Origin of the sequence: Moraxella sp. RCAD0137, assembly GCF_002894025.1 — a bacterium.
GTDB lineage: Bacteria > Pseudomonadota > Gammaproteobacteria > Pseudomonadales > Moraxellaceae > Moraxella > Moraxella porci.
This window is the reverse complement of sequence record NZ_LTCC01000001.1, coordinates 166,561-191,140: the sequence shown is the minus strand read 5'-3', so window position 1 is coordinate 191,140 and position 24,580 is coordinate 166,561. Positions and strand designations below refer to the sequence as shown.

The window sequence follows — 24,580 nt, the reverse complement described above, 5'->3', positions numbered from 1 at the left end:
CTTTGAGATTTTGTTTAGCATTTTGGGAGCTACTTATGAGCCAGCAGGTCATTGCATTTAATCAACTGGGCAAGCACGATGTCGAACTTGTCGGCGGTAAAAACTCATCATTAGGTGAGATGATTAGCCACTTGGGTAATCTGGGCGTGAATGTACCGAATGGCTTTGCCACGACATCCGATGCCTTTAACCGCTTTTTGAACGAAACTGGTTTGCTTGACAAAATCAATGCTGAGCTAAAAGGCTTGGATGTTGATGATGTTGAATTACTGGCACAAACTGGTGCTAAGATTCGTGGCTGGGTGATTGATCAAGAATTGCCAAAAGACCTAGAAGATGAAATCCGTGCGGCGTTCAACGAGCTATCAGGTGGTCAAGACATCGCTGTAGCGGTGCGTTCATCAGCGACAGCAGAAGACTTGCCAGATGCGTCATTTGCAGGTCAGCAAGAGACATTTTTGAACATCCGTGGTATCGATAATGTGCTGATTGCTATCAAAGAAGTGTTCGCGTCTTTATATAATGATCGTGCGATCGCGTATCGTGTGCATAAGGGTTTTGAGCACGCAGGTGTGGCTCTGTCAGCAGGTATTCAGCGTATGGTACGCTCAGAAACGGGTACTTCAGGCGTGATGTTTACGCTAGATACCGAGTCTGGCTTTGATGAAGTGGTGTTCATCACCGCAAGCTATGGCCTAGGTGAGATGGTCGTCCAAGGCGCGGTGAATCCTGATGAATTTTATCTATCAAAAGCACTGCTAGAACAAAACCGTCCAGCTGTAGTACGCCGTAATCTTGGCTCAAAACAAAAGAAAATGGTTTATGGCGATGAAGGTAGTACTACCAAATCAACCAAAATCGTTGATGTTGATAAAGCAGACCGCAACCAATTTGCCCTAACCACCGATGAGCTAACTCGCCTTGCTAAGCAAGCATTGATCATTGAGAAACATTATGGTCAGCCGATGGATATCGAGTGGGCAAAAGATGGTGATACAGGCGAAATTTTCATCGTACAAGCACGTCCAGAAACGGTCAAATCTCGCCAAGATAAGAACCATATGGAGCGCTATATCATCAACTCAAAAGGCGCTAAAGTACTCACCGAAGGCCGCTCAATCGGTCAGCGTGTGGGCAGTGGTAAAGTGCGTATCGTCACCAATTTGAACGAAATGAGCAAAGTCCAAGATGGCGATGTGCTTGTCTCTGACATGACTGACCCAGATTGGGAGCCAGTGATGAAGCGTGCATCGGCGATCATCACCAACCGTGGCGGTCGTACCTGCCATGCAGCGATTATCGCCCGTGAACTGGGCGTGCCTGCCATCGTTGGCTCGGGCAATGCGACCGAAGTGTTGGTTGATGGCCAAGAAGTCACTGTATCGTGTGCCGAAGGTGATACTGGCTTTATCTATGAAGGCTTACTTGACTTTGAAGTACAGCGTAACTCAATCAGCACTATGCCAGAGCTTGCATTCAAGGTGATGATGAACGTGGGTAACCCTGACCGTGCCTTTGACTTTGCCCAAATCCCAAATGAAGGCGTGGGCTTGGCTCGTCTGGAATTCATCATCAACCGTATGATTGGCGTGCATCCAAAAGCACTACTAAACATCGATAGCCTACCACAAGAAACCGTACAAGCGGTGCAAGAGCGCATGGCAGGCTACAACTCACCAGTTGAGTTTTATATCAATAAATTGATTGAAGGCATCTCAACCTTGGCAGTGGCGTTCCGCAACAAGCCTGTGATTGTGCGTATGTCTGACTTTAAGTCAAACGAATATGCCAATCTAATCGGCGGTAAGCTATATGAGCCATCAGAAGAAAACCCAATGCTGGGCTTCCGTGGTGCATCTCGCTATGTGTCGAATAATTTCCGTGACTGCTTCGAGCTTGAGTGCCGTGCACTAAAATATGTGCGTGATGATATGGGATTGACCAATGTCAAAATCATGATTCCATTTGTGCGTACCACTGGTGAAGCTAAGCAAGTTATTGAATTACTTGAGAAAAATGGCTTGAAGCGTGGCGAAAATGGCCTAGAAATCATCATGATGTGCGAGCTTCCAACCAATGCTATCTTGGCAGATGAGTTCTTACAATATTTTGACGGTTTCTCAATCGGTTCAAACGATTTGACACAGCTAACCCTTGGTCTAGACCGTGACTCGGGTATCGTATCGCATCTATTTGATGAGCGTGATCCTGCGGTCAAAAAATTGCTCGGTATGGCCATCCAAGCATGTCGCGATGCTGGAAAATATGTCGGTATCTGCGGCCAAGGCCCATCCGACCATCCAGATTTGGCTTATTGGCTGATGGAACAAGGCATCAGCTCGGTGTCGCTAAACCCAGACTCTGTGCTGGATACTTGGTTCTTCTTGGCTGACGATAATAACAAATCTTAAGCTTTGATATTCATAAAACCCTTAAGGCCAGCGCCTTAGGGGTTTTGCGCTTAAAATTAATTGCTTTAATGACTTTTCATGAATAATTCCACCATCACCGATTTTTTTAGAAATATTTTAAGAGATCTGTATCAAAATATTTACCATCTGTTCGGTGGCAGTCTGGATGATCAAACTCTGACTTTAGCCAATATCGGCTTTAAGATGTTAACCACCAGCATTAAGATCATTATTTTGTTGGTATTGGTGGGGTTTATTTATTGGTTTTTGGTGTATTTAACCAAAACCGTGCGTAAATTGTTTGGCTTGCCACATCGCTATGCGCGCATCGTGCGAGCGACTTTGCGCTATTTATGGTTTATGACAAGCTTATTGGCGATCATGTCACAGATTGGCATTCGAGCCGAGACGGTTACCGCAACTGCCAAAGCGGCGACTTGGGCGGGGTTTTATTATGTGCTGTGGGCGGTCAGTGGGCAGATGGTCAGTGGTGTTCTAAAGCACTATGAGCTGAACGCATCGATTGAGCAGCTACTCAAAAATTTGCTGCTTGTGCTGATCTTGGTGTTGGCATTTGCCACGGTGATGGCGAAGTTCGGATTTGATATTTTCTCCATCGTCGCAGGTCTGGGTATTGCAGGTCTTGCGGTGGGTTGGGCATCCCAAAGCACACTTGCCAACTTTATTGCAGGCATCGTGATTTTGGTAGAGCAGTCGTTTCAGGTGGGTGACTGGATTCGCTTGGGTGACAAAGAAGGGCGAGTGGTCAAGATTTCATTGCGCGCGACCCAAATCCTTGACCGTGATAACATCATTATCATCATCCCAAACTCTGCCGTGGCATCATCTGAGGTGGTAAATTTGACATCCAAAAAGATGATTCGCTTTGATGTCAAAACTCGTATCGGACTACACGCCGACATCACGGCAGCGCGCAGTGCCATCATCAAGACGCTGCAAAAAGATGAAGTTGTGCTCAAGCATCCTGCGCCACTTGCGACAGTTGATAGCATTGGTGAATCTGGGATTAATCTGATTGTGCGATTTTGGGTTGCGCCGCTGTCTGTGGCTCGCATTCCTGTCATCAAAGAAAACATTAATGAAAAAATCAAACGAGCGTTGGATGAAGCTGGCATCGAAGTGCCATATCCATATATGAAGCTGATTATGAATGATGGTGTGGATGATATTAAAAAAGTGATTTTGGAGAAGCCATCAGACACCATCTAAAGCCACACGGTGATCTTTGATGCTAAACCGCTTTCATGCCATCTTTGGCTTAAGGCGGTTTTATTTTATGAATAAACGAGCGGATTTTAATATTGATATATGCTATAATAATCAGTTTTTATTCTTGTAATTGATTGGATAGTATGACCACGCACACCCCGACTTATTTTGCTGATTTGGCGAATTTTAATGCCGATGACTTTCATGGTGTCATCACCTGTGCTGATGGACTTGAACAGGCGCTGGTGATTGAGCTTGAAAGCTTTGGGCTTGTGCCGCAAATACTGCGTGCAGGGCGTGTGCTGGTGTCGCTGAATTTGCGTCAGCTGTATCATATCTGTCTATTTAGCCGTGTGGCCAGTCGTGTTCTGCTGCCGCTTGGCGAATATCATTTTAAACAAAAAATTGATAATGGCACAGAAGTACTGAATGAAGATGTGCCAGAAGCATTGTATCAGTTCGCCACCCGCATCGATTGGACGAAGCTGTTCGGGCTTGAGCATCGCTTTGCCATCCGTCTGAGCACGGATAAGCGATTGACAGTCAATCAGCAGTTTGCTACGCTGCGTATCAAAGATGCCATCGCCGATACCTTCAACCGTGCGTTTGGCGCGCGCCCTGATGTCGATGCCAAAGCGCCAGATTTTCAGATTTTTGCAGCAGCGAATAATAAATTTGCCGAGCTGTTCCTTGATTTATCAGGCACTAGCTTGCACCGCCGTGGCTATCGTGTCGCCAATACCGCAGCACCACTGAAGGAAAACTTGGCATCGGCTTTGCTGTATGAATGTGGTTGGCATCATGGCGAGTTTGATGCCATCATTGACCCGATGTGCGGATCAGGCACTTTTATCACCGAAGCACTACTCATGCGTGCCAATTATCCTGTGGGGCTAGAAAAGGTGAGTGATGAATTTGGCTTTTATTGTTGGCAGCATCATGATGAAGAGCTGTGGGATGAGATGGTGCAAGCCGCCCAAGATCAGTTTCATAATAATTTAGATAAATTACAAAATGAAAACTTGACCATCATCGCCTGTGATGCCGATGCTCATGCGGTGCAGGCGTGTCATAAGAACTTGATGGCATCTGGCTTATCGCCGATATTATCCAAAGTGCGACTTGAGCAGCGTCCGCTTGCGACATTGACAGATGTGCTGACTGGCATCACTGCCAAATCACCACTCGTCATCACCAACCCGCCATATGGCGAACGACTGGGCGACAGTGATTTTATCAAGCCCTTGTATCACGGCTTGGGGCTAAAATGTGTCGATGGTCTGCGTGATGCAGGCGTGGAAGATGCTTATATGGCGGTGCTGGCAAGTCATGTGGAGCACGCCGATACGCTACCAATCGTAGAGCCGAATACTTTGCGTTGTCATAACGGTGCACTGACGGTGTATTTCCGTCATGGCAAGCTTAACCTATCGCCATTGCCAAGCTTGATTCGTGATTTTGAGCGTCAAGATGTGCAGATCGATGAGGCTCAAGAATTTATCAATCGCCTACAAAAAAATTTAGCCAATCTAAAAAAACAAGCACTCAAACAAGGCGTGACCAATCTGCGAGTTTATGACGCAGATTTGCCAAATTTCAATGTCGCCATCGATGTCTATGGCGACAAAATCCATGTCCAAGAATATGCACCACCAAAGCAAATCCCTGCTGATGTTGCTAAGGCTCGTTTTAATTTGGTGCTGCATTCGGTGCGTGAGGTGTTTGGCGTATCTCGTGAGTCTATCTTTATCAAGACGCGCGCTCGCCAATCAGGCAATGAACAATACACCAAGAATGAAACCAGCAAACGCAAAAAAATGTGGGTTGTCGGCGAAGACCATGCCTATTTTTATGTCAACTTCACCGATTATCTCGATACGGGCTTGTTTATCGACCATCGCAATATGCGTGGATTGGTCAAGGCGGCAAGCCGTGGCAAGCGAGTGCTGAACTTATTTTCATACACCTGCTCAGCAAGCGTGCACGCTGCCATCGGTGGGGCTAAGCGCGTGACCAGTGTAGATTTATCGGGGAATTATTTGGACTGGGGTAAGCAAAACTTCGCCCTAAATGGCTTGGTGCTCGACGCTGCCTATGAAGATGAATTAAAATATCAGTTCATTAGTGAAGATACTTTTGAGTGGATTAAACATAATACCGAGCAGTATGATGTGATTTTTATCGATCCGCCAACTTTTTCAAATTCCAAAAAATTCAAAGGTACATTTGATGTACAGCGTGACCATGTGGCGCTGATTAACCGTGCGATGAACCGCCTATCAGCCGCTGGCGTACTGTATTTTAGTAATAACTACACTCGCTTTGAGCTAGATGATAGCCTAAAAAATCGCTACGAAGTCATTGACATTACACACAAAACCATCGGCTTTGATTTTGACATCAAAAAACCAATTCATCAAAGCTTTGAAATCCGTCACAAAAACGCCATCAAAACCGCCGAAATTGATGTCCGTGATGATATGCTAAATGACCGTAGCCACTCATATCAAACACAGAATAAAACGGATAACAAGCCATTTGCGAAATCTTCAGATAAGCTATCAGACAGAGCGTCAAGTAGGGCGTTTGATCAGTCTGCCAAAGCTGAGCGTAAAGCCTTTGATCGTAGCGACAAAAAACACTCGGGTAAAAAAGACTTTAATCAGTCTAAATACCAAGATGGATCATTTGCCAAATCACAGGCTAAACCACAAGATAAATTTCAAGCCAAATCACAAGGCAAGCGATTTGATCGGCAAGCAGATGTCGCTCGTGCAAGCGACAAGCCAACAAGCGACAAACCAAGTATCAAGCGTGTCTATGTCAATCCAAAGCTTGCCGATGGTGAAAGACTTGCCCAAAGCTTGACGCAAAAACTCACTGATAAAAGCAATGATGCACAAACGACATCGCGTTATCGCATTAAGCGTAAAGATTCATCAAATTAAGCATTGAAATGATAGGTAACACATGACAAGTCATACTCACGAAATTGATAGCCAAGAACAACAAGAATTGAGCGATGTACTCACGGGTCTAGATAGCTCTATCGAAACCTATGATGAAGAAAATCTTGATGATGAGCGTCATGAATTTGACGACGGTATCAAATCAAGCCGCTTCAAAAAGCTACAAAAGAAACTCCGCAAAGAAGTCTCATGGGCGATTCGCGACTTTAAGATGATTGAAGATGGCGATGTGGTGATGGTGTGCATTTCGGGCGGTAAAGATAGTTTTACCTTGCTGGATATTTTATTATTCCTAAAGCGTATCGCACCGATTCACTTTGATGTCGTGGCGGTAAACCTTGACCAAAAACAACCCGGTTTCCCTGAAGATGTCTTGCCAAAATACTTGTCAGAACAGGGTATTCCGTATTATATCCTAGAAAAAGACACCTATAGCATCGTCAAGCAAGTCGTCCCTGAAGGTAAGACCTACTGCTCGGCTTGCTCTCGTCTGCGTCGCGGCTCATTGTATGGATTTGCTAAACAAATCGGTGCGACCAAAGTGGCACTGGGTCATCATCGTGATGATATTTTGGCAACCTTTTTCCTAAACCTATTCCATGGTGGTAGCCTAAAAGCCATGCCGCCAAAGCTATTAAGCGATGATAAACAAAATGTGCTGATTCGTCCGCTTGCTTATGTTGCCGAAAAGGACATCATCAAATACGCCAATTACAAAAAATTTCCCATCATTCCATGCAATCTATGTGGCAGCCAAGAAAATCTGCAGCGTGCGATGATTAATGAGATGCTCCGTGAATGGGATCATGCACATCCAAAACGCCTAGCAAGTATGTTCAAAGCGCTGCAAAATGTCGCGCCAAGTCAGCTTGCCGACCGTAATTTGTTTGATTTTGAGAATCTTAGCCTTGAGCGTACGGATGATGAGCGATTGTTTGAAGGGGATAATATTCAGGTGGGTGTGACCGAAGAGCTGGACAAGATGGGCTTACCGATCAATCCTTTGGTGCAGACATTTAGCCCAAAGCATCACGACAATCTAAGCCAACAAGAAGATCAGACCCAGCAAGTGACATCAGCTCAATCACATACTGAGCAAAATGAGAAGTCATCGGCTTTTAAAATTCCAGTCATCAATCCTTTGATCTGATAAAAACCCCAGTGTCACGGCACTGGGGCTGTTGTTTGGGAATTATAGCACTTGGCGGATTTTTGAGAGCGCCAGATCGATCTCTTCTTTGGTGATGATCAAAGGCGGTGCAAAGCGGATCACGGTATCGTGCGTTTCTTTGCACAAAAGCCCAAGCTCTTTGAGTTTTTCGCAATATGGTCGAGCCGCTTGTGTCAGCTCAACACCGATAAACAAGCCGCGGCCACGCACTTCTTTGATGATGGGATTGTTGATATTTTTTAGCTCTGATAAAAAATAATCGCCCAATTCTGCTGAATTTTCAACCAATTTATCTTCAACCAATACATCCAAAGCTGTCATCGATACCGCACAAGCCAGTGGATTGCCGCCAAAGGTCGAACCGTGCGAGCCAGGTTCAAAGACCCCTAGGATCTCATCATCAGCCACCACGCATGAGATCGGGAACACGCCACCGCCCAAAGCTTTGCCAAGAATGTACATGTCTGGTACGATGTCTTCATGCTCACATGCAAACATCTTGCCAGTACGACCCAAGCCTGCCTGAATCTCATCAGCAATGAACAATACGCGGTTTTCGCGGCACAGATCAAAGGCTTGTTTCATATAGCCTTTTGGTGGGATATTGATGCCAGCTTCACCTTGAATCGGCTCAATGATAAAGGCGGCAGTATTGGGCGTGATGGCATCTTTGAGCGCCTGTAGATCTCCATAAGGCACAAGCTTAATGCCTGTCAATAACGGGCCAAAGCCACGCTGATAATCAGGATCGGACGACAGTGATACCGCGCCCAATGTCCGACCGTGGAAATTGCCCACGCAAGCGATAATTTCGGCTTGATTATCAGCAATACCCTTGACATCATAGCCCCATCGACGCGCGGTTTTTAGGGCGGTTTCGACAGCTTCGGCGCCTGTATTCATCGGCAGGACACGACTTTTGCCAGACAGTTTACAGATTTTCTCGCTCCAAGGTGCCAACTGGTCATTATGAAAGGCGCGACTGGTCAGGGTAACTTTCTCGGCTTGTGATTTGAGCGTCTGAATGATGCGCGGATGACAGTGGCCTTGATTGACGGCTGAATAGGCGCTTAGCATGTCCATATAGCGCCTGCCTTCAGGATCTTCAACCCAAATGCCAGAGGCTTGGCTGATGACAATGGGCAAGGGTAGGTAGTTTTTGGTGCCGTATTTGTCATTTTGGGCGATCAGTTGTTCTGTTTTGGTCATGAGAGTCTCCATTTTCATTAAGGTTTGTTTATAAATTCTTGATAAACCAGTCCAATGCCATATCATAGCCGCTGTCGCCTAAGCCGCAGATGACGCCGACTGCTTTATCTGAGAAATAAGAATGGCTGCGAAAGGGTTCGCGAGCATGAATGTTTGATAGATGAACCTCAATAAACGGCTTGTTTAATGCGGCAAGTGCATCACGAATGGCGACTGAGGTATGGGTATGGGCAGCCGGATTGATAATGACCGCATCGACGGGTTTATTGGATAATAAGCCTTGCTCACTGATAAAATCAACGATGGCGCCTTCGTGGTTGGATTGAAAGCAAATCAGCTCAATGTGATGCTCACAAGATTTATTGATAAGTCTATCTTCAATATCTTTTAGCGTCGTATATCCGTAAATCTCAGGTTCGCGCTTGCCTAAGAGATGCAAATTCGGCCCATTAATGAGGGCGATCTTTTTGGAGGTTTGGGTGGGATGTTGAGTAATCATCGGATACTGTCCGTGTTGCAAAAAATCATTGTATCGAATTTATCGGCGTTTGGCAAATATTTGCACAATGCCAAATAAAGGGAAATGGTTTGTGGTTTTATAGCAAGACCTTAGCCAGCATCTTTCATGTTATAGCGGTGAGTTATCTGGATATTGGCTAGGTATTTTATAAATAAATGTTGAATATTCTGAATTTTCGGTATTGTAAGTATTTGTAATTAGCCAAAATGATGGTAAGATTTCATCAAAATCAATTAATGATTTTTGGCGTGCTAGATGATCTGATCGTCAAGCTGATAATAATTTAACCCATCAAAATGATGAGGTATTCAAGGAAAATTTGTTATGTCTAAAGAACAAGGTATTGTGAAATGGTTCAATGATGCCAAGGGTTTTGGCTTCATTCAGCGTGCCACAGGTGAGGATGTGTTTGTACATTTTCGCGCTATCCAAAGTGAAGGCTATCGCTCACTTAAAGAGGGTCAGTCTGTTGAGTTTGTGGTGACTGAGGGCGATAAAGGCCTGCAAGCTGAAGAAGTGGTTAAGCTATGATTTGCCAGTAGCTTGGCAAGGTGCTAAGCTGACAGCGAACCATCAAGCTAACCAATAAGCAAATAAAAACGGCAAAAGATGTACATTGCCGTTTTTTTTATTTTTCGATCAGCTTTGTAAGATGCCATCAGGCACTTCTGGAGCTGGCAGTCTGCGCAGATCGGTGCCATCTAGCGAAATATCACCAAACCGCGGATGACCTGCATTCCAATCAGCAACCGCTTGCTTTAGATCGTCAACATTATCTGCAACAAAATTCCACCAAATGATGGTCGGGTGCGAAAGTGGCTTGCCGCCAAGCAGCATCAGATGCGTGCCTTTTTTGGCGGATAATTGTACGGATTCTGTAGCATCAACACAGTCGGAGAGTACCACAAGTTCATCTTGATGGTAGGTCTCGCCATTCACATTCAGCTCGCCATCGATAATTAAAAAACCATATTCAAAGCCATCCACCGCCTCGATCTCAAACTGAGCATCTTGGGTGAATTGCATATCTACACCGACCAGAGGACTGTACTGGGTGGTCGGCGCAGTATGACCGTGATAACTGCCCGTTGTTAAGATATAATTCACACCATCACGGCTCCAAGTCGGCAGCTCTGGATAATGCTCGAAATTTGGGGCGATGGCTTGATCGGTGGGTAGGGCGATCCATAGCTGCACAGCATGCAAGTCCTTAACGCCATCAGGGGTTTGCTCGGTGTGGCTGATGCCAGTTTGATTGCCAGTGCCTGCAGTCATCAGATTGACTTGTTTGGGGCGGATCAATTGGCGATGGCCAAGGCTGTCTTGATGCCATACTTCGCCTGATAGCATCCAAGTAAAGGTCTGTAAATTTAGGTGTGGATGTAAGCCAACCTGCAATCCTGCCTCATCGTCGGCTAATGAAAGATCATCTGAACCTGCATGGTCCAAAAAGCACCAAGCTCCGATAGTTTTTCTGTGTCTTTGGGGTAAAAAACGCGACACAGGAATGCCGCCAACATCTTTGGTTTTGGCATTAAATTTATCCACGCTCATAAGATTTCCTTAATTATTGATGAGTTAATAACTGATTGGTCATCACTGGTCAAAAGAATATTGATACAATTAGATCAGTAAAGATAGTAGCAGTATAAGCGTAAATACAGCCATTTTAAAGTCAAATTTTGTTAAGCGATCTTGTTGGTTTATTTTGGTGGTCTATTAAGACGCACGCAGGATTGATGAATCGTTTTATTTATTGCAAAATGTGCTACAATAATTGTTAGGCTTCGGATGATAATCATTTAGAAGATATGATGTATTTTTTGACAAGGAAGACGCCATGACCTTATCACTAACTTGTAAGCTGATGCTGGGCTCATTGATTGCAATGATGATGACCGCTCATGCCGCCGAGCATGTCAGCACCGCCATCTCTCATAGCATTCACCCCATCACACACAGCTATCGAAGTAGCGCTGAGGTCTTGGCTGCCAGCAGTGATGCTGAGTGGTATGAGCTTAAGCAAGATAACTTAATCTACATCACCTTGAACAATGGGCGACTGGTGATAATGGAGCTGAATGACACCTTTGCCCCGCAGCATTCTGATCAGATCAGGCGACTGGCCAAAGCGGCGTATTGGGATGGTGTACCTGTATATCGGGTGCAGGATAATTATGTCGTGCAATTTGGCGCGCTTGATTATGTGACCAATACACTCATGAAGCCACTGCCGCCTGATGCTGTTAAGTTGCCTGCAGAATTTACCATACCTGCTCATTCGCTGCAAATGATGGCTCTAGAGGATATGGACGCGCATGCAGACCGTGTTGGATTTGTGAACGGGTATCCTACTGGCATCAAAGGTGATCAGGCGTTTTTGGTGCACTGCTATGGCATGGTGGGTGCTGCGCGCGATGATGCACCAGACAGCTCAAATGCCACCGAGCTGTATGTGATGATCGGGCAGCCAGCGCGCCATATTGATCGACAGATCAGCGTGGTGGGACGCGTGGTGCATGGTATCGAGCAGTTAAGTTCACTGCCAAGAGGTACGGGTGCGATGGGGTTTTTTGAGGCAGGAGGGCATCCGCTTGATATCCAATCGATCCGCTTGGGATCAGATCTGCCAAAAAGCGCACAGCTTCGTTTTAAAGCGCTCGATACCAATTCTCAGTCTTTTGCGCAATTTGTCAATGCACGCCGCCACATGCAAGGAGACTGGTTCGCCGCGCCAGTATCTGGTGGGCTGGGCGTGTGTGATGTGCGTCAGACCATCCAAGTGATCGAAGGGTGATGGCTTGGATGGATCGGGATGACCGTCAGGCAGCGCTAAACGGCCTTAATAATTTGCCATGAAAGAGTGTCGCGGATGATGATTTGAACAAGCGTAATCCAATCCAAACTACGCTCGTTCTGTTAGATTCTGAAGCTTAGCATAATACCCACCTTTTGCCATCAGCTCATGATGAGAACCTTCCTCAATGATCTTGCCCTCATCCATCACGATGATACGATCCGCTTGTTCGATGGTGCTTAGCCGATGAGCGACGATGATACTGGTGCGACCCTGCATTAGGCGTTCAAGTGCCTGCTGCACAAGGCGTTCAGATTCATTATCCAGAGCGCTGGTTGCTTCATCAAGCAGCAGAATCGGTGCGTCCTTTAAAATCGCTCGGGCGATAGACACACGCTGACGCTGACCGCCAGACAGCTGACTGCCATTAGCACCGATTGGTTGGTGCAGACCAAGTGGGTGTTTATTGACCAATTCAGTCAAATTTGCCGCCTCTAGTGCTGCCATCACATCAGCTTCTGTGGCGCTCGGTCGAGAATAGCGGACATTCTCAAACAAAGTGTCATCGAATAAAAAGATCTCTTGAGTGACCAGTGCAAATTGAGCGCGTAGATTTTCAAGTTTGATGGTGTTGATGTCAATGCCATCCAATAAGATCTCTCCGCTGCTTGGCGTGATAAATCGTGGCAATAGATTGATGGCAGTGGTTTTACCCGATCCTGAACGGCCAACAAGTGCAACTTTTTCACCTGCTTTTATGTTGAGATTAAACTTATTTAAGGCAGTTTTGTCTTGGCCATATCGCACCTCAATATTTTTAAAGTAAATATTGCCAGAGATATTATCCAGCATCACTTTGCCATGATCAGCTTCGGGCTTGGTGTCCATAAACTCACAGACCGAATCGGCCGCCAGAAACATGGCCTGCATAGGGATGCTGATATTTGCTAAGTTTTTAATCGGCCCAAACATCTGCATCATCGCCACGATAAACGCCATAAATTCACCGATGGTGGTAACGCCCGCCTGACTTTGCCATAGGGCAATAAAAATCACCGCAGCCAAAGCCAATGAGCCAATGGCCTCACTGATCGGAGAGCGAGCAGCAGTAGCCTGTGTGATTTTCTTAGTAAGGCGAACAATGGTGCTATTGACGCCATCAAAGCGCTTTGATGCTTGTATCTGACCACCGAATAGCTTGATGATCCGCTGGCCTTGATGGGTTTCACCAATGGTGGTATTGAGTGTACCGATTGATAGCTGCGAATCACTGAGTACATGTTTCAAACGGTTTCGGTAATACTTAGATAGAGCGGACAATATCGGAAACATCACCATGATGGCGAGCGCCAATTGCCAATTCAAATAAAATAATACGCATACCAAGCCAATCACAATGAGCGTATCACGAGTGAGGGTGATAAATACATTGCTGGCGTTATTAATCGAGGTGTCTGCCATCTGAACGATATTCATCAAAACATGACCTGATGTATTGGCTTGATAATATTCAGATGGCAAGCTTAGCATCTTATCGAACATATCACGACGCAGATGGCTAATCGCCATAATCGCAACCCAACTCATCAAGTACTGGCTGACAAAACGACAAATCCCTCGAAAAATGACCAATGCCATAAAAAAAATGGGCACGATCCACACTTTACTTTCAGTCCCCCAGATTGTAAACATAAACCGATCTTTAAGATGGATTATGCTTGCAACCAATCCTTCACCGTCTTTGATAGGCGGTACGCCATCAGGGATGACAAATCCTTGGTTAACCAATGGGGCGATAAAGGCTGCCAGATAACTTTCGGTAATAGCGACACCAATGATCGCAAGCAGGGCGACGATGATGCGGAATTTATACGGCTTGACATACGCCATCAGACGCATAAAGCTTTTGGTGTCTTGCTCTGTAAATAGTCCGAAAGTAAGTTTGTTAATCATGTTCAAATCTTATTTTATTTATAAATATTTAATAGATATTCGTAATATGAACCTGGCTGCACATTGTCGATATAGGTCATTTTGTGAATGTTGATATTTTCAGTAATCTGCCCGTATTTATCTGCATCAAAGGGATCATTAATAATGCTGATCAGCTGATGTGGTAGTGTGTCATCAATGGACAGCTGCTGATTTTGCATAAATTCTTTGGTTAATACATCATACATGGTTTGAAAGAAAAAGTAGTGTGGAATGTGATTTTGAGTATGCCAAAAATTTAGCATGAGTTGCAAGCAGTGATTCAATAGCTTGCTTTCTTTTTTTGCAATAATAAAACTGGTGAGCATGTTAACGCGATGGCTTTCTTCCCAGCTGAAGTAGCTTGGATTAAAGCGTGTCCAAAATTCTTTATTTTTAACAGTATTTACTCTTTCGAATACAAAAAAGTCCTGTTCGCTAATAGTTTTGTTAATCGGCGATGTTAATAATATTGTAGCATCAACCCATATACCTCCATAGGCAGAAAGCAAAGCTAGTCTTAGCAAATCAGAAAAAAAGACATGTTTGAATTCGGGATTAAGTCGCTTTCGGGCAATAAAGTCGGGGAGTTCTAAATACTGGCTAAGTGTCTCATCAGTCAAGCGAATGACCTGATAATCACCTTTGTTTTTATCAACACTATTGAAGCACAGTTTTACCATTGCAGGTAGGTTATCGAGTCCTTGCCCCCAGTACTGCCAAATAACCTTATTGGTACCTAGGTTTTGTTTTGGCTTTAATTGAAAGCTATCTAGCTGATTGTTAAAATAGGCCGATATTAAGCGCTGCCAATCTTGGGCTACTTGAGACTGTTGTGCCAGATTGGCTCTCAATTCTTTTTGTTTGCGAATTCTTCTAGGTGTAAAAGCGTAATAAAAAATTCGATAAGGATGCTGGTATAGTTTTTTAAGAGAAATCATTTCTTTACTGTCACTAAAAATAAATTGATTCATAGACTACTCCCTATATAAAAGAATCTTTTATTTTTTCAATAATGGAAACTTTTGCGGTCTTATCATATTTTCTAAATAATGCAAACCATTGTTTTTTGCCAAGATAGTTTAGCTTGAATAAGTGTCTGTTTTGCAATAAGCACATTAAATACATACCCTGATCATCATCAATAATTCGATTTTGAAGCAAAGATTTTTGATTTTTGGTAAGCAATTTTAAAAACTCTCGCCATTTATATTGCGATGCTACAATGCAGCCACCGATGATATAGACTTCGTTATTAAAAATAAATTTCATGACATCGCCATGGTGTTGAATCTTTCTATTTTTACGGATAGTAAACATATGAACAAAATTTGGATCAAAATCATAAGCCCAATATCTAAGCTCATTCAAAGTTTCGGCTGCTCGACAATAGCCAAAATCAACCCATGCAACCATATCTGTGTTGACAACACCTTGTTTTATCGCTTTGTTGACAAAATAGGCTTTAAGATTGTTAACCAAAACATAATCAGCTGACCAATATTCAATATTCTTGATTTGTTCTGGATTGATCTTTGAGATAAATTGCACATCAGTTTGCACGTTATGAATTAGTTTTTTGACATAGTTGAGTTTGTTGGCAAAGTCAAATTCAATAATTTGTGTCGGTCTGCCATTTCTTAGGACTAGGACTTTCTCAACATGAGGTTTGGCAACAAATACCACCATGTCATTTTCCAATTTGGCAAGATTGGCAAAATAGTCAAAGTATGTGTCTGTTGTCCGCATTAGATAATCTGGTAGCCCATCTTGTGTGGAAATCTCTCCACGCCCAATATCAAAAAAGGCTGTAACGATTGTTATTTTGCTCATATTAGTATGCATCCGCAAATGTAGATGTCAAAAAAACTCATTGATTTATAGAGTTTTCATGTAGATATTTGATAAAATCTATAAATCTGTGGTAATAATGAGTGTCAGTCAGATAATTTTGATACAAATTTATATTGCTTAAATCTTGAAAATCACGCTTTTTTAAGTCATGTATTAAAATATTAACCAATGCATCGCTATTTTCAATTTCAAACATCTTAATTAATGCGGAAGTGTTTTTATAATATTTATGTCCTAAATTTTCTGACATAATGATAGGCACGCCTGTTGAAATTGCTTCAATGATAGATAAATCAAAATAGCTTTGGCGATTGGCATTGATGAGATAATCAACCGAATTATACCAAGCAATAGGATTGTTTGAAAAACCAATATCAGTAATGCCGTCCTCATTTATTAAATCACCATGACCAATAACATAAAGATGGATATCTTTGCGATGGTGTCGAGCGCGCCTAAAGCTATTGATAACAATATCAAAACCTTTCACATGATTTCTGCGTCCAATATACATTAAATTAATTTGATTTTGAGGTAAGTCAAATTTTGTTTGGCTTTGATTGTTGTATGAAGATTTTGCACCGCTTAAAATGAAATAAAACTTATTTCTTGAGGTGTATAGATCTTGGTAGATTGGTAAACAATCTGCATTTGGCAGCACAACTATATCTGCTCGCTCAAAGACTGCTTTCTCTGCTTGCTGTATGTAATGATGCATAGTCACATCATTAGGGGAATACTCCTTATACTCCTCGGAATGTTTTTGCGGACAGTGAGGTTGGAAAATGACACACTGATTGTCGGAAATAAGATCTTTAACACGAAAATAATCCACATCCTCATGGAAGTAGATATATTTATATGTATTTGCTTTCACATGAAAAAAATGCTCTCTGGCTTGAAAATAAGCTTTGTGATCAACTTGATTGCCATTTTGTAATTTATTGAAAAATCGCTTAATTCTATACGGGGTTTTTTTGATAAAACTCATTGGTTGTAAAAAATCGGATGATAAAACAAAATCATCTTTTGGCTTATCTGCAAGATTATGTGCTAAAAATCCAGCGGGACCACCAGCATTAATATTAACCGATCTAGGGAAGAAAACTAAAACCTTGTCTTTCATAATACACTCTTTAATTCTTTATTAACACTTTCAAGTGAACTCTCAATAACTTGATGCATATCATAATATTTATATTCTGCCAGTCGTCCACCAAAAATAAAGTTATCCAACTGATCTGCTAGTTGTTGGTATTTTTGGTATATTGCCTGATTTTTATCATCATTAATTGGATAGTATGCTTCATTGGATTCATCAGCTTCCAATGGATATTCACGCGTAATGATAGTTTTATCTTGGGTGCCAAATTCAAAATGTTTATGTTCGATAATTCTGGTAAAAGGAATGTGTGACTCTGTATAATTGACAACCGCATTGCCTTGATAATTGTCTATATCCAAGAGTTCGTGTTCAAATTTTAGACTTCGATAATCTAGTTTTCCAAATTGGCAACCAAAAAACTCATCAATTTTTCCAGTATACACTACTTTGTGAGCCTGATCGTCCCAATAATCTTTATTGTCGAGGTAGTTTGTATTCAGCCGTATTTCAATACCGTCAAGCATCTTCTCAACAAGCCTAGTGTAACCTCCTTTTGGGATACCTTGGTATTGATCATTAAAATAGTTATTGTCAAAAGTAAATCTTAAAGGAAGTCTTTTAATAATAAATGCAGGGATTTGAGTAGCAGATCTTCCCCATTGTTTTTCGGTGTATCCTTTAATGAGTTTTTCATAAATATCTCTACCTACTAAAACCAAGGCTTGCTCTTCAAGGTTTTTTGGCGTTGTAATGTGAGCATACTGTGAGCGCTGCTCATTGATTTTTTTTCTAGCTTCATCAGGCGTTTTTACACCCCAAAGCTGATAAAATGTATTCATGTTAAAAGGAAGATTGTATAAATTATCTCCATGTCTTGCTACAGGAGTGTTTGTATAGCGGTTAAATTCTACAAAACTATTCACATAATCCCAAATTTCTTTGTTATTTGTATGAAAAATATGAGCGCCGTATTCATGTACATTGATGCCTGCTTCGTTTCTAGTATATACATTTCCTGCGATATGATTTCTTTTTTCAATTATGAGACATTTTTTGTTCTGCTTGCTCATTTCGTGGGCGAAGACTGCACCGAATAAGCCGCTGCCAACAATTAAATAATCATATTTTTTCATTGTTAAATACTCTTTTTGATTGGTTGCAAAAAAATGTATAATATATCAATTACCGAAAATCAATTTTAGTCCTATAAAATTTCCCAAAACTTTTGCGCACAGCATTGGACAGCTCGCCTTTGATTTTCTCAGATAGCGAACGCTTGGGCTTATTTTGCTTATTTTGTTTGCGCGCAATCTCAATACTGCTTGGCATGCTGTTTTGATTCGGAAATAAGACAAATTCTTGAGCGCATAAAGCAGGATAAATTTGATAAATCGGCAATCCATCTAAAACATCCAAATAATGATTAAACATTAATTGATCAATGGCTGATATTTCTTGAGATGGCAGGCTTTGTGCATATTTTATGAGAGATGTGGCAGCTTTTAAGCCAATAATATAACCTGCTGTACCTAAGTGCTGCTCTTTAAGTCGTGCCGCTTGTCGATTATCCATTAATATAATGGCATCGTTTTCAAGCTTACGCTCCTGTAAAAAAGTCTCAGTCTTCACAAAATCCAAATCATTGTCTTTTAGCCATCCATCATCACCAAAAAACAAGTGCGCATTTTCACCCAAATAAACATCATCTTCAAACACTGCCAGATATGACAGATTCTCATCAATCATCTGCTGCCATAGGCACACATGACTCATAAAGCACGCCTTCTCACCCTCGGTCAAAAAAGCACCATCCAATGCCAAGCCATGTTGCTTGGCCAATCGGGTGACTTGATCTGGTGTGATGGCATCAAAAAACTCAAAGTCAATGCCTTGTTTGCCGAACTCTTGGGTGATGTGTGCGCGGCGTTCAGGTTTGGACTGTAAACTGATTACTTTACATTTCATAAGTGTGTCACTATATCTCATTGCGTAGCATCTTGGCCAAGATGCAATTTGGGTCTATTTTGGTTAAGTCCACATGTCGCATGGTCTCGTTGTACAGATGCACGCACACGCTATTTTCGGTGATGACATCGTCAATACTCAGATTAGCATCCATTAGCTTATGCGTTTCATGATGTTGGATTGGGTAAAGCACATCCACAGGTTGAACCAAATGTGTAATATTCAGTTTTTTTGCATAATGGGTGATGGCGCTGGGCCCGATGACACCCCAGCCCATTGTCGATAGCGTATTGGCATAACCAAATAGGCGTTTGATTTTCAGGCGCATTTTATCGTAGCCAGAATACCACTCAGGGGTAAAATAAGGCTGATTGCTTAGCTCTATCAAGGTATTTAGCATATCGCTGTCAGTAGGCAGAGCCAACACAGCACCATTGATATAGCTGTCATTTTCGTAGCCGAGCAGATATCCGTGTTCTGGAATGGTGAGCGGTTTTAGACAATATACATCGCAGTCCACATAGATGCCATTTTTAATTTTTTTTAATAAAGCATAACGAAAGATGTCTGAAAACAGCGCAAAGCTACCACTTTTTTGATGCTTGATAATCTTGGAGCTGTCTAGTATTGCAGATCCATCTAGCGCGTTGACGCCTGGCGGCAAATTGCTGATCTCGCCATAAGTGTACAGATTGACTTGATGCCCATGCTTGACAAATGATGTAAGGCAGGCGATGGACATGGCATTTAGCCTCTCTCCAATCCATAGCGCGTTAATGCTTGGCAGGTCTTGCTGCGTCAAATTTTGTATGGTCATATTAGTCTTCTTGTTGATGAATAAACTTCTGGCGATCGACGGCGATTTGTCTTTTAACCCCTTTGGATAGGGCGATCAGTGTACGAATGCCCAGATGCAACTGGGTGATGATACGATTTTTCTTAAACTGCATCCGATGAGCCAATGTCGGCTCAAACGGCACAATGTTTTTGATGGCACCAATCAAAGACACTGGCGGCATCTCAATCGGCACATCATAAGCAGGGCAGATTACATCTTGAAGCAGCGCGGCAGGTTCGATCTGATATAAATTTAGATTTGGACAGCTAAAGATGAATGCATCAGCCAGCGCCAAACGATGTTTGGCCTCTGCCAATAACTTTTTGGCACCAGATGGGAATAAGACATAGCCGCCTGTGCCATTTTTTTCTAATAATAGTCGGTAAATGGCATATTCATCCGATAAGATGCTGTGCGATGGACTGCTTGCCACGACCTTATTACGAGGCTGCACCTCAAGATTGATCAGATCAATATCAGGATCGTTGAGCTTGGTGATTTCATCCAAAACTTGTTTAAAATCATAGACCAGCACCGCATCATCTTCCAAGATGGCGCATGGTTGATTCTCCAATACCACTTTCTCCCAAGCGGACTTATGACTTAAAAAGCAAGCCATCTCGGTCTGTTTGATCAGTCTTTGGCCGTGCTTGATATTATCAAGATAAAATCGTTCGCTGACGTCACCAACGCTTGTGGCCGGCAGTCGCTCAAATGTCATGCCCAGTCGGTCAAATTGTTGTTTTTGTAACTCAAGCCGATCAGTGGACTGTGCCAAGTTAATGATGAGTACTTTCATGATTGGCGACCTTTTTGATGATTATACTGCCATAAAAGCAAATATTTATTAAACGTATATTGACTAAAAATAATAGAATAAATCAAACCGTATTTGCCTTGCAAGAACCGACCATCCAAAAAATACTGCCTAATGAACTGCCAAATCGGATTGCTGATGACTTTGAATAAATTGGATTTTTTACCTTTTTGGGCATTTTCGATCGCCCAAGTTTGGGCATAGCTGAGCCGCTTTTGTAACAAAAACAGCGGGTCTGGTGCGGTGTGATGGTGTAAAAAACCAGACAGCTTGACGGTCTTGGCGCCTGTGATGTCCAAAGATTCATGCACAGTTAAATTGTTAAAATCAAAGCTTTTTGGATAAAGTCGCCAATAGGCTTTGACACCCCAATGGGCGTTGTCGATCTGATGACCAAAGATAAAATCCAGCCGCTTTAGGCCATACACCGTATTGTCAGGCTGATTTTGAATGACCTTCAAAATGCTTTGTTTTAATTCGTCGGTAATCTCTTCATCGGCATCAAGTGCCAAGATCCAATCGCCTGTCGCATAGCTTTGGGCGATTTGACGCTGGCGACCAAAGCCTTGCCAGTCGGTATTGACAAACCATTTGGCGCCGTATTGCCCGGCAATCTGTCTGCTATTATCAGTGCTGCCACTGTCCAAGATGATAATCTCATCTGCAAGTCCGACAAGCGGCGGCAACGAAATCGCCAAATTATGGGCTTCGTTTTTGACGATCATCACGACCGAGAGACGGTGGGGAGTGTGCGTTGTCATGTTTGCAATCATTCATCTATATTAACAGCTCATTTTACTGAACTTTTCATCGCTTTACCAGTGGATTTTATACCATTGTTATTAAATGGCTTGTTGCGTTGATGCTAGCCAAAACGCTCATTTATAAGTACAATAGTCATTTTAAGCAGTATAAGAGCATATCATGAAACGATCCTTTAAAATCGGCTGTCTGTCATTGGCTGCGGTGCTTGCAGCTTGTGGCGATCAGCCTGTGGCCACGACCAACACCAACGACACAGCCTCAGCCTCGACACCTGATGCGTATGTGGGTTGTTATACCATCGAGCAGGGCGCGCCTGCCACCATTCAGATCAGCCATGATGGCACGCAGTATCTGATGCAGATGAAAGAGGGTGCAGATAAAGAACAAGTATGGGATGCGCCTGAAAGACTTGAGCAGTTGCCCAAAGCACAGGGCTGGAAACATTTTTCCACCAACAGCATCAACCTAACCGATGCCGATGTCAGCGCTGATATTTTGGTGCGTCCCGATGAGGTGTTGGCATTGGCCAAATTGCAAGAGACGACAGCCAATACCAATCCGATGATCGACAGCGGCTATGCGGTTGCGCTGATGGGTGCGGTGAATACCATCTATCAGGTGCCGTGCGATGAGACGCGCGTGGAATTTGGCAGTCAATAATGCAATGCGTATATAAGTAGAGGAAGTGCGATGGGATTTTTGGGTTATTTATTGATGGGCAGCATCGTTTATGTCATTGCTTTTATGGTGAATATGAAGCTACTTCGCCCCAAGCGTAAAGCGGGCGTGATTGATTCAGCGACGCATCCGATTATTTTGTCATGGCTTGCTGCCTGCTTTGTCATCATGCTTGGCGTATCGGCACTACTTGGGCAATTTGTGCTGGATCATGATGGCTTTGATTGGGCGTTTATCGTGGTCAATAGCCTAGTGGCGACCGTCGTGTTTTATTTTGGGCTCAATCCAGATACCTCGCAGATGAATTTGCCAGACTGATGGTGATTGGCTGAGATTTTGACATCAATCAACTCAATATATCAGTATTTACGATTTTATCTGAATTTTTTGTGATAAATGAAACCATCGATTTTTAGCAAATTGTTCATTATGGATGGCTAATATCGATGGTTTTTTATACCATATTAATCAATATATATGATATTAATATATTTAAATCTTATAAATCAAATTAATTTTATGAGTGAAATTATAAAAAATTCAATATAAATCACGCATAAAAATTTCAACCTGAATATAAAATAATTAAAATCAATGATTTATATAATAAGAATGACGGAATTTGCTAAATTTAATGACATTTATAATAAGTCATCATATATTTATCGTATTTTATGATAATAGCATAATTATTGCTAATTGATACTTTACCGACCAAAAATTTTAGCGTATGATAGTGTTCAAGTTAGCAAGCAAGGTTTTAAGCTTCGAGATTAAATTTGCGATTGGCTGACGACTGATAAATAATGTCCCTAACAAATAGGAGTAAGTTATGTCAAACAAACTATTTGACTTGATCGAATCATCTGGTGCTAAGTGGGTAGATTTTCGTTTCACCGACACACACGGCAAGGAGCTGCACCTGACTTTCCCAGCATCGACTGTGGATGAAGATACCCTAGAAGATGGTAAAATGTTCGACGGCTCGTCAGTCGCTGGCTGGAAAGGCATCGAAGCATCTGACATGATCTTGCTACCTGATCCAGAGACTGCTTATGTTGATCCATTCTTTGAAGCACCAACTGTCGTGGTGACTTGTGATGTCATCGAACCTGCAACCCTGCAAGGCTATGAAAAAGACCCACGTTCTATCGCTCGTCGTGCCGAAACTTATCTAAAATCAACTGGCATCGGTGATACTGCATTCTTTGGTCCAGAGCCAGAGTTCTTTGTATTTGACGAAGTCAAATGGGACATCGACCAATCAGGTGCTCGCAACACCATCGTATCAGAAGCTGCTGCATGGTCAACCAACAATGACTATCCATGGGGCAACAACGGTCAGCGTCCACACGTCAAAGGCGGCTATGCAGTGACTGCACCTGTGGATCATTACCATGATATGCGTGCGGTGATGTGTGATCGCATCGAAGACATCATGGGCGAGGGTCGCGTGGAAGTGCACCATCATGAAGTTGCATCAAGTCAGCTTGAGATTGGCGTATCGTTCAATACTTTGGTCAAAAAAGCGGACGAAGTACAGCAGTTCAAATATGTGGTGCAAAATGTTGCCAACCAATTTGGCAAAACTGCCACCTTTATGCCAAAACCAATCGTCGGTGATAACGGCTCAGGTATGCACGTACATATGTCAATCTCAAAAGATGGCGTAAATACCTTCTCAGGTGATGAATATGCAGGTCTATCAACCACCGCACTACATTTCATTGGCGGTATCATCAAGCACGCTCGTGCATTGAATGCCATCACCAACCCAACAGTGAACAGCTATAAGCGTCTAGTACCACACTTTGAAGCACCGATTAAACTTGCTTATTCAGCATCAAACCGCTCAGCATCGATCCGTATTCCGCATGTGTCAAGCCCGAAAGCGGTGCGTATCGAAGCTCGCTTCCCGGATCCTGCATCAAACCCATACCTATGCTTTGCTGCACTATTGATGGCGGGTATCGATGGCATCGAGAATAAGATCGATCCAGGTGAGGCTGCAGATAAGAACCTATACGACTTGCCGCCAGAAGAAGAAGCATTGATCCCAACCGTGGCAGAAAACCTAGAAGCTGCCCTAAAAGCACTCAAAGAAGATCATACATTCCTACTTAAGGGCGATGTCTTTAGTAAAGAGATGATTGATGCCTACATCGATCTAAAAATGCAAGAAGTGCATAAGCTAAACGAAGCAGTGCATCCACTAGAGTTTGATCTGTACTATCGCTGCTAATGGCTTTGTGTCAGGTAATATAGCTTGACTTAAAATCA

20 protein-coding genes and 1 pseudogene are annotated in these 24,580 nt (G+C 42.9%); 9 read left to right on the top strand and 12 right to left on the bottom strand.

Annotation, left to right across the window (positions count from 1 at the left end; genetic code table 11):
- Positions 1–35: 35 nt before the first annotated feature.
- The 4 genes from ppsA (at position 36) to ttcA (ending at position 7,760) form a co-directional block, all read left to right on the top strand.
- Positions 36–2,411 (top strand): phosphoenolpyruvate synthase, encoded by a 2,376-nt coding sequence (ppsA, locus tag AZ602_RS00805; protein ID WP_103033265.1) that lies wholly within the window; start codon positions 36–38, stop codon positions 2,409–2,411.
- A 78-nt stretch (positions 2,412–2,489) separates the two neighbouring features.
- Entirely contained in the window at positions 2,490–3,641 is a 1,152-nt protein-coding gene (locus tag AZ602_RS00800; RefSeq protein WP_103033264.1) for a mechanosensitive ion channel family protein, read from the top strand.
- A gap of 143 nt (positions 3,642–3,784) precedes the next feature.
- Positions 3,785–6,589: a bifunctional 23S rRNA (guanine(2069)-N(7))-methyltransferase RlmK/23S rRNA (guanine(2445)-N(2))-methyltransferase RlmL gene (rlmKL, locus tag AZ602_RS00795; RefSeq protein WP_103033263.1), complete on the top strand. Its 2,805-nt coding sequence runs from the start codon at positions 3,785–3,787 to the stop codon at positions 6,587–6,589.
- A 22-nt stretch (positions 6,590–6,611) separates the two neighbouring features.
- Positions 6,612–7,760, top strand: a complete 1,149-nt coding sequence (gene ttcA, locus AZ602_RS00790) for a tRNA 2-thiocytidine(32) synthetase TtcA (protein ID WP_103033262.1) — start codon at positions 6,612–6,614, stop codon at positions 7,758–7,760.
- A gap of 42 nt (positions 7,761–7,802) precedes the next feature.
- Here ttcA and AZ602_RS00785 read toward each other — a convergent pair whose 3' ends face one another.
- Both AZ602_RS00785 and aroQ read right to left on the bottom strand, forming a co-directional pair.
- Positions 7,803–8,990 carry an ornithine--oxo-acid transaminase gene (locus AZ602_RS00785; RefSeq protein WP_103033261.1) on the bottom strand — a complete coding sequence of 396 codons (1,188 nt, stop codon included), beginning with the start codon at positions 8,988–8,990 and terminating at the stop codon, positions 7,803–7,805.
- 28 nt (positions 8,991–9,018) lie between these two features.
- Positions 9,019–9,489 carry a type II 3-dehydroquinate dehydratase gene (gene aroQ, locus AZ602_RS00780; protein ID WP_103033260.1) on the bottom strand — a complete coding sequence of 157 codons (471 nt, stop codon included), beginning with the start codon at positions 9,487–9,489 and terminating at the stop codon, positions 9,019–9,021.
- Positions 9,490–9,834: 345 nt separating this feature from the next.
- Here aroQ and AZ602_RS00775 point away from each other — a divergent pair, with 345 nt between their 5' ends.
- The gene (locus AZ602_RS00775) at positions 9,835–10,041 is read left to right on the top strand and encodes a cold-shock protein (RefSeq protein WP_078317020.1); all 207 of its coding nucleotides are present in this window, start codon (positions 9,835–9,837) and stop codon (positions 10,039–10,041) included.
- A 108-nt stretch (positions 10,042–10,149) separates the two neighbouring features.
- On the opposite strand, the gene AZ602_RS00770 is transcribed toward AZ602_RS00775, so the two are convergent.
- Positions 10,150–11,064, bottom strand: coding sequence for a pirin family protein (locus tag AZ602_RS00770; RefSeq protein ID WP_103033259.1), 915 nt, complete (start codon positions 11,062–11,064; stop codon positions 10,150–10,152).
- Positions 11,065–11,350: 286 nt separating this feature from the next.
- Between AZ602_RS00770 and AZ602_RS00765 the strand changes: the two genes are divergently transcribed.
- A complete protein-coding gene (locus tag AZ602_RS00765) occupies positions 11,351–12,307 on the top strand; it encodes a peptidylprolyl isomerase (protein WP_103033258.1) in 957 nt (318 codons plus the stop codon).
- Positions 12,308–12,415: 108 nt separating this feature from the next.
- Here the strand turns inward: AZ602_RS00765 and msbA are convergent, their stop codons facing one another.
- The 9 genes and pseudogenes from msbA to AZ602_RS00720 all read right to left on the bottom strand — a co-directional run.
- Entirely contained in the window at positions 12,416–14,260 is a 1,845-nt protein-coding gene (msbA, locus tag AZ602_RS00760; RefSeq protein ID WP_103033257.1) for a lipid A export permease/ATP-binding protein MsbA, read from the bottom strand.
- Positions 14,261–14,274: 14 nt separating this feature from the next.
- On the bottom strand, positions 14,275–15,252 hold the full coding sequence (locus tag AZ602_RS00755; protein WP_103033256.1) for a capsular polysaccharide synthesis protein: 978 nt from the start codon (positions 15,250–15,252) through the stop codon (positions 14,275–14,277).
- 10 nt (positions 15,253–15,262) lie between these two features.
- Complete coding sequence (yibB, locus tag AZ602_RS00750; protein WP_199174057.1) at positions 15,263–16,111, bottom strand: protein YibB; 849 nt, start codon at positions 16,109–16,111, stop codon at positions 15,263–15,265.
- A 37-nt stretch (positions 16,112–16,148) separates the two neighbouring features.
- A complete protein-coding gene (locus AZ602_RS00745; protein WP_103033254.1) occupies positions 16,149–17,258 on the bottom strand; it encodes a glycosyltransferase in 1,110 nt (369 codons plus the stop codon).
- A complete protein-coding gene (gene glf / locus AZ602_RS00740) occupies positions 17,255–18,370 on the bottom strand; it encodes a UDP-galactopyranose mutase (protein WP_103033253.1) in 1,116 nt (371 codons plus the stop codon). Before glf ends, AZ602_RS00745 begins: the two co-directional genes overlap by 4 nt.
- 49 nt (positions 18,371–18,419) lie before the next feature.
- Complete coding sequence (locus AZ602_RS00735; protein ID WP_158245098.1) at positions 18,420–19,202, bottom strand: glycosyltransferase family 25 protein; 783 nt, start codon at positions 19,200–19,202, stop codon at positions 18,420–18,422.
- 10 nt (positions 19,203–19,212) lie between these two features.
- Positions 19,213–20,019 (bottom strand): glycosyltransferase, encoded by an 807-nt coding sequence (locus AZ602_RS00730; protein ID WP_078317034.1) that lies wholly within the window; start codon positions 20,017–20,019, stop codon positions 19,213–19,215.
- 1 nt (position 20,020) lies between these two features.
- Positions 20,021–20,839, bottom strand: a complete 819-nt coding sequence (locus AZ602_RS00725) for a glycosyltransferase family 25 protein (protein ID WP_103033251.1) — start codon at positions 20,837–20,839, stop codon at positions 20,021–20,023.
- Positions 20,839–21,618 (bottom strand): annotated as a pseudogene (locus tag AZ602_RS00720) (glycosyltransferase family 2 protein); the annotation flags it as partial. The pseudogene AZ602_RS00720 and the gene AZ602_RS00725, both read right to left, overlap by 1 nt.
- 163 nt (positions 21,619–21,781) lie before the next feature.
- On the opposite strand from AZ602_RS00720, the gene AZ602_RS00715 reads away from it, so the two are divergent.
- The 3 genes from AZ602_RS00715 to glnA all read left to right on the top strand — a co-directional run bounded on the left by AZ602_RS00715 (position 21,782) and on the right by glnA (position 24,542).
- The gene (locus tag AZ602_RS00715; protein ID WP_103033250.1) at positions 21,782–22,282 is read left to right on the top strand and encodes a hypothetical protein; all 501 of its coding nucleotides are present in this window, start codon (positions 21,782–21,784) and stop codon (positions 22,280–22,282) included.
- A gap of 30 nt (positions 22,283–22,312) precedes the next feature.
- On the top strand, positions 22,313–22,618 hold the full coding sequence (locus AZ602_RS00710) for a DUF4149 domain-containing protein (RefSeq protein WP_103033249.1): 306 nt from the start codon (positions 22,313–22,315) through the stop codon (positions 22,616–22,618).
- Between the two features lie 514 nt (positions 22,619–23,132).
- Positions 23,133–24,542: a type I glutamate--ammonia ligase gene (gene glnA, locus AZ602_RS00705; protein WP_103033248.1), complete on the top strand. Its 1,410-nt coding sequence runs from the start codon at positions 23,133–23,135 to the stop codon at positions 24,540–24,542.
- Positions 24,543–24,580: the final 38 nt, after the last annotated feature.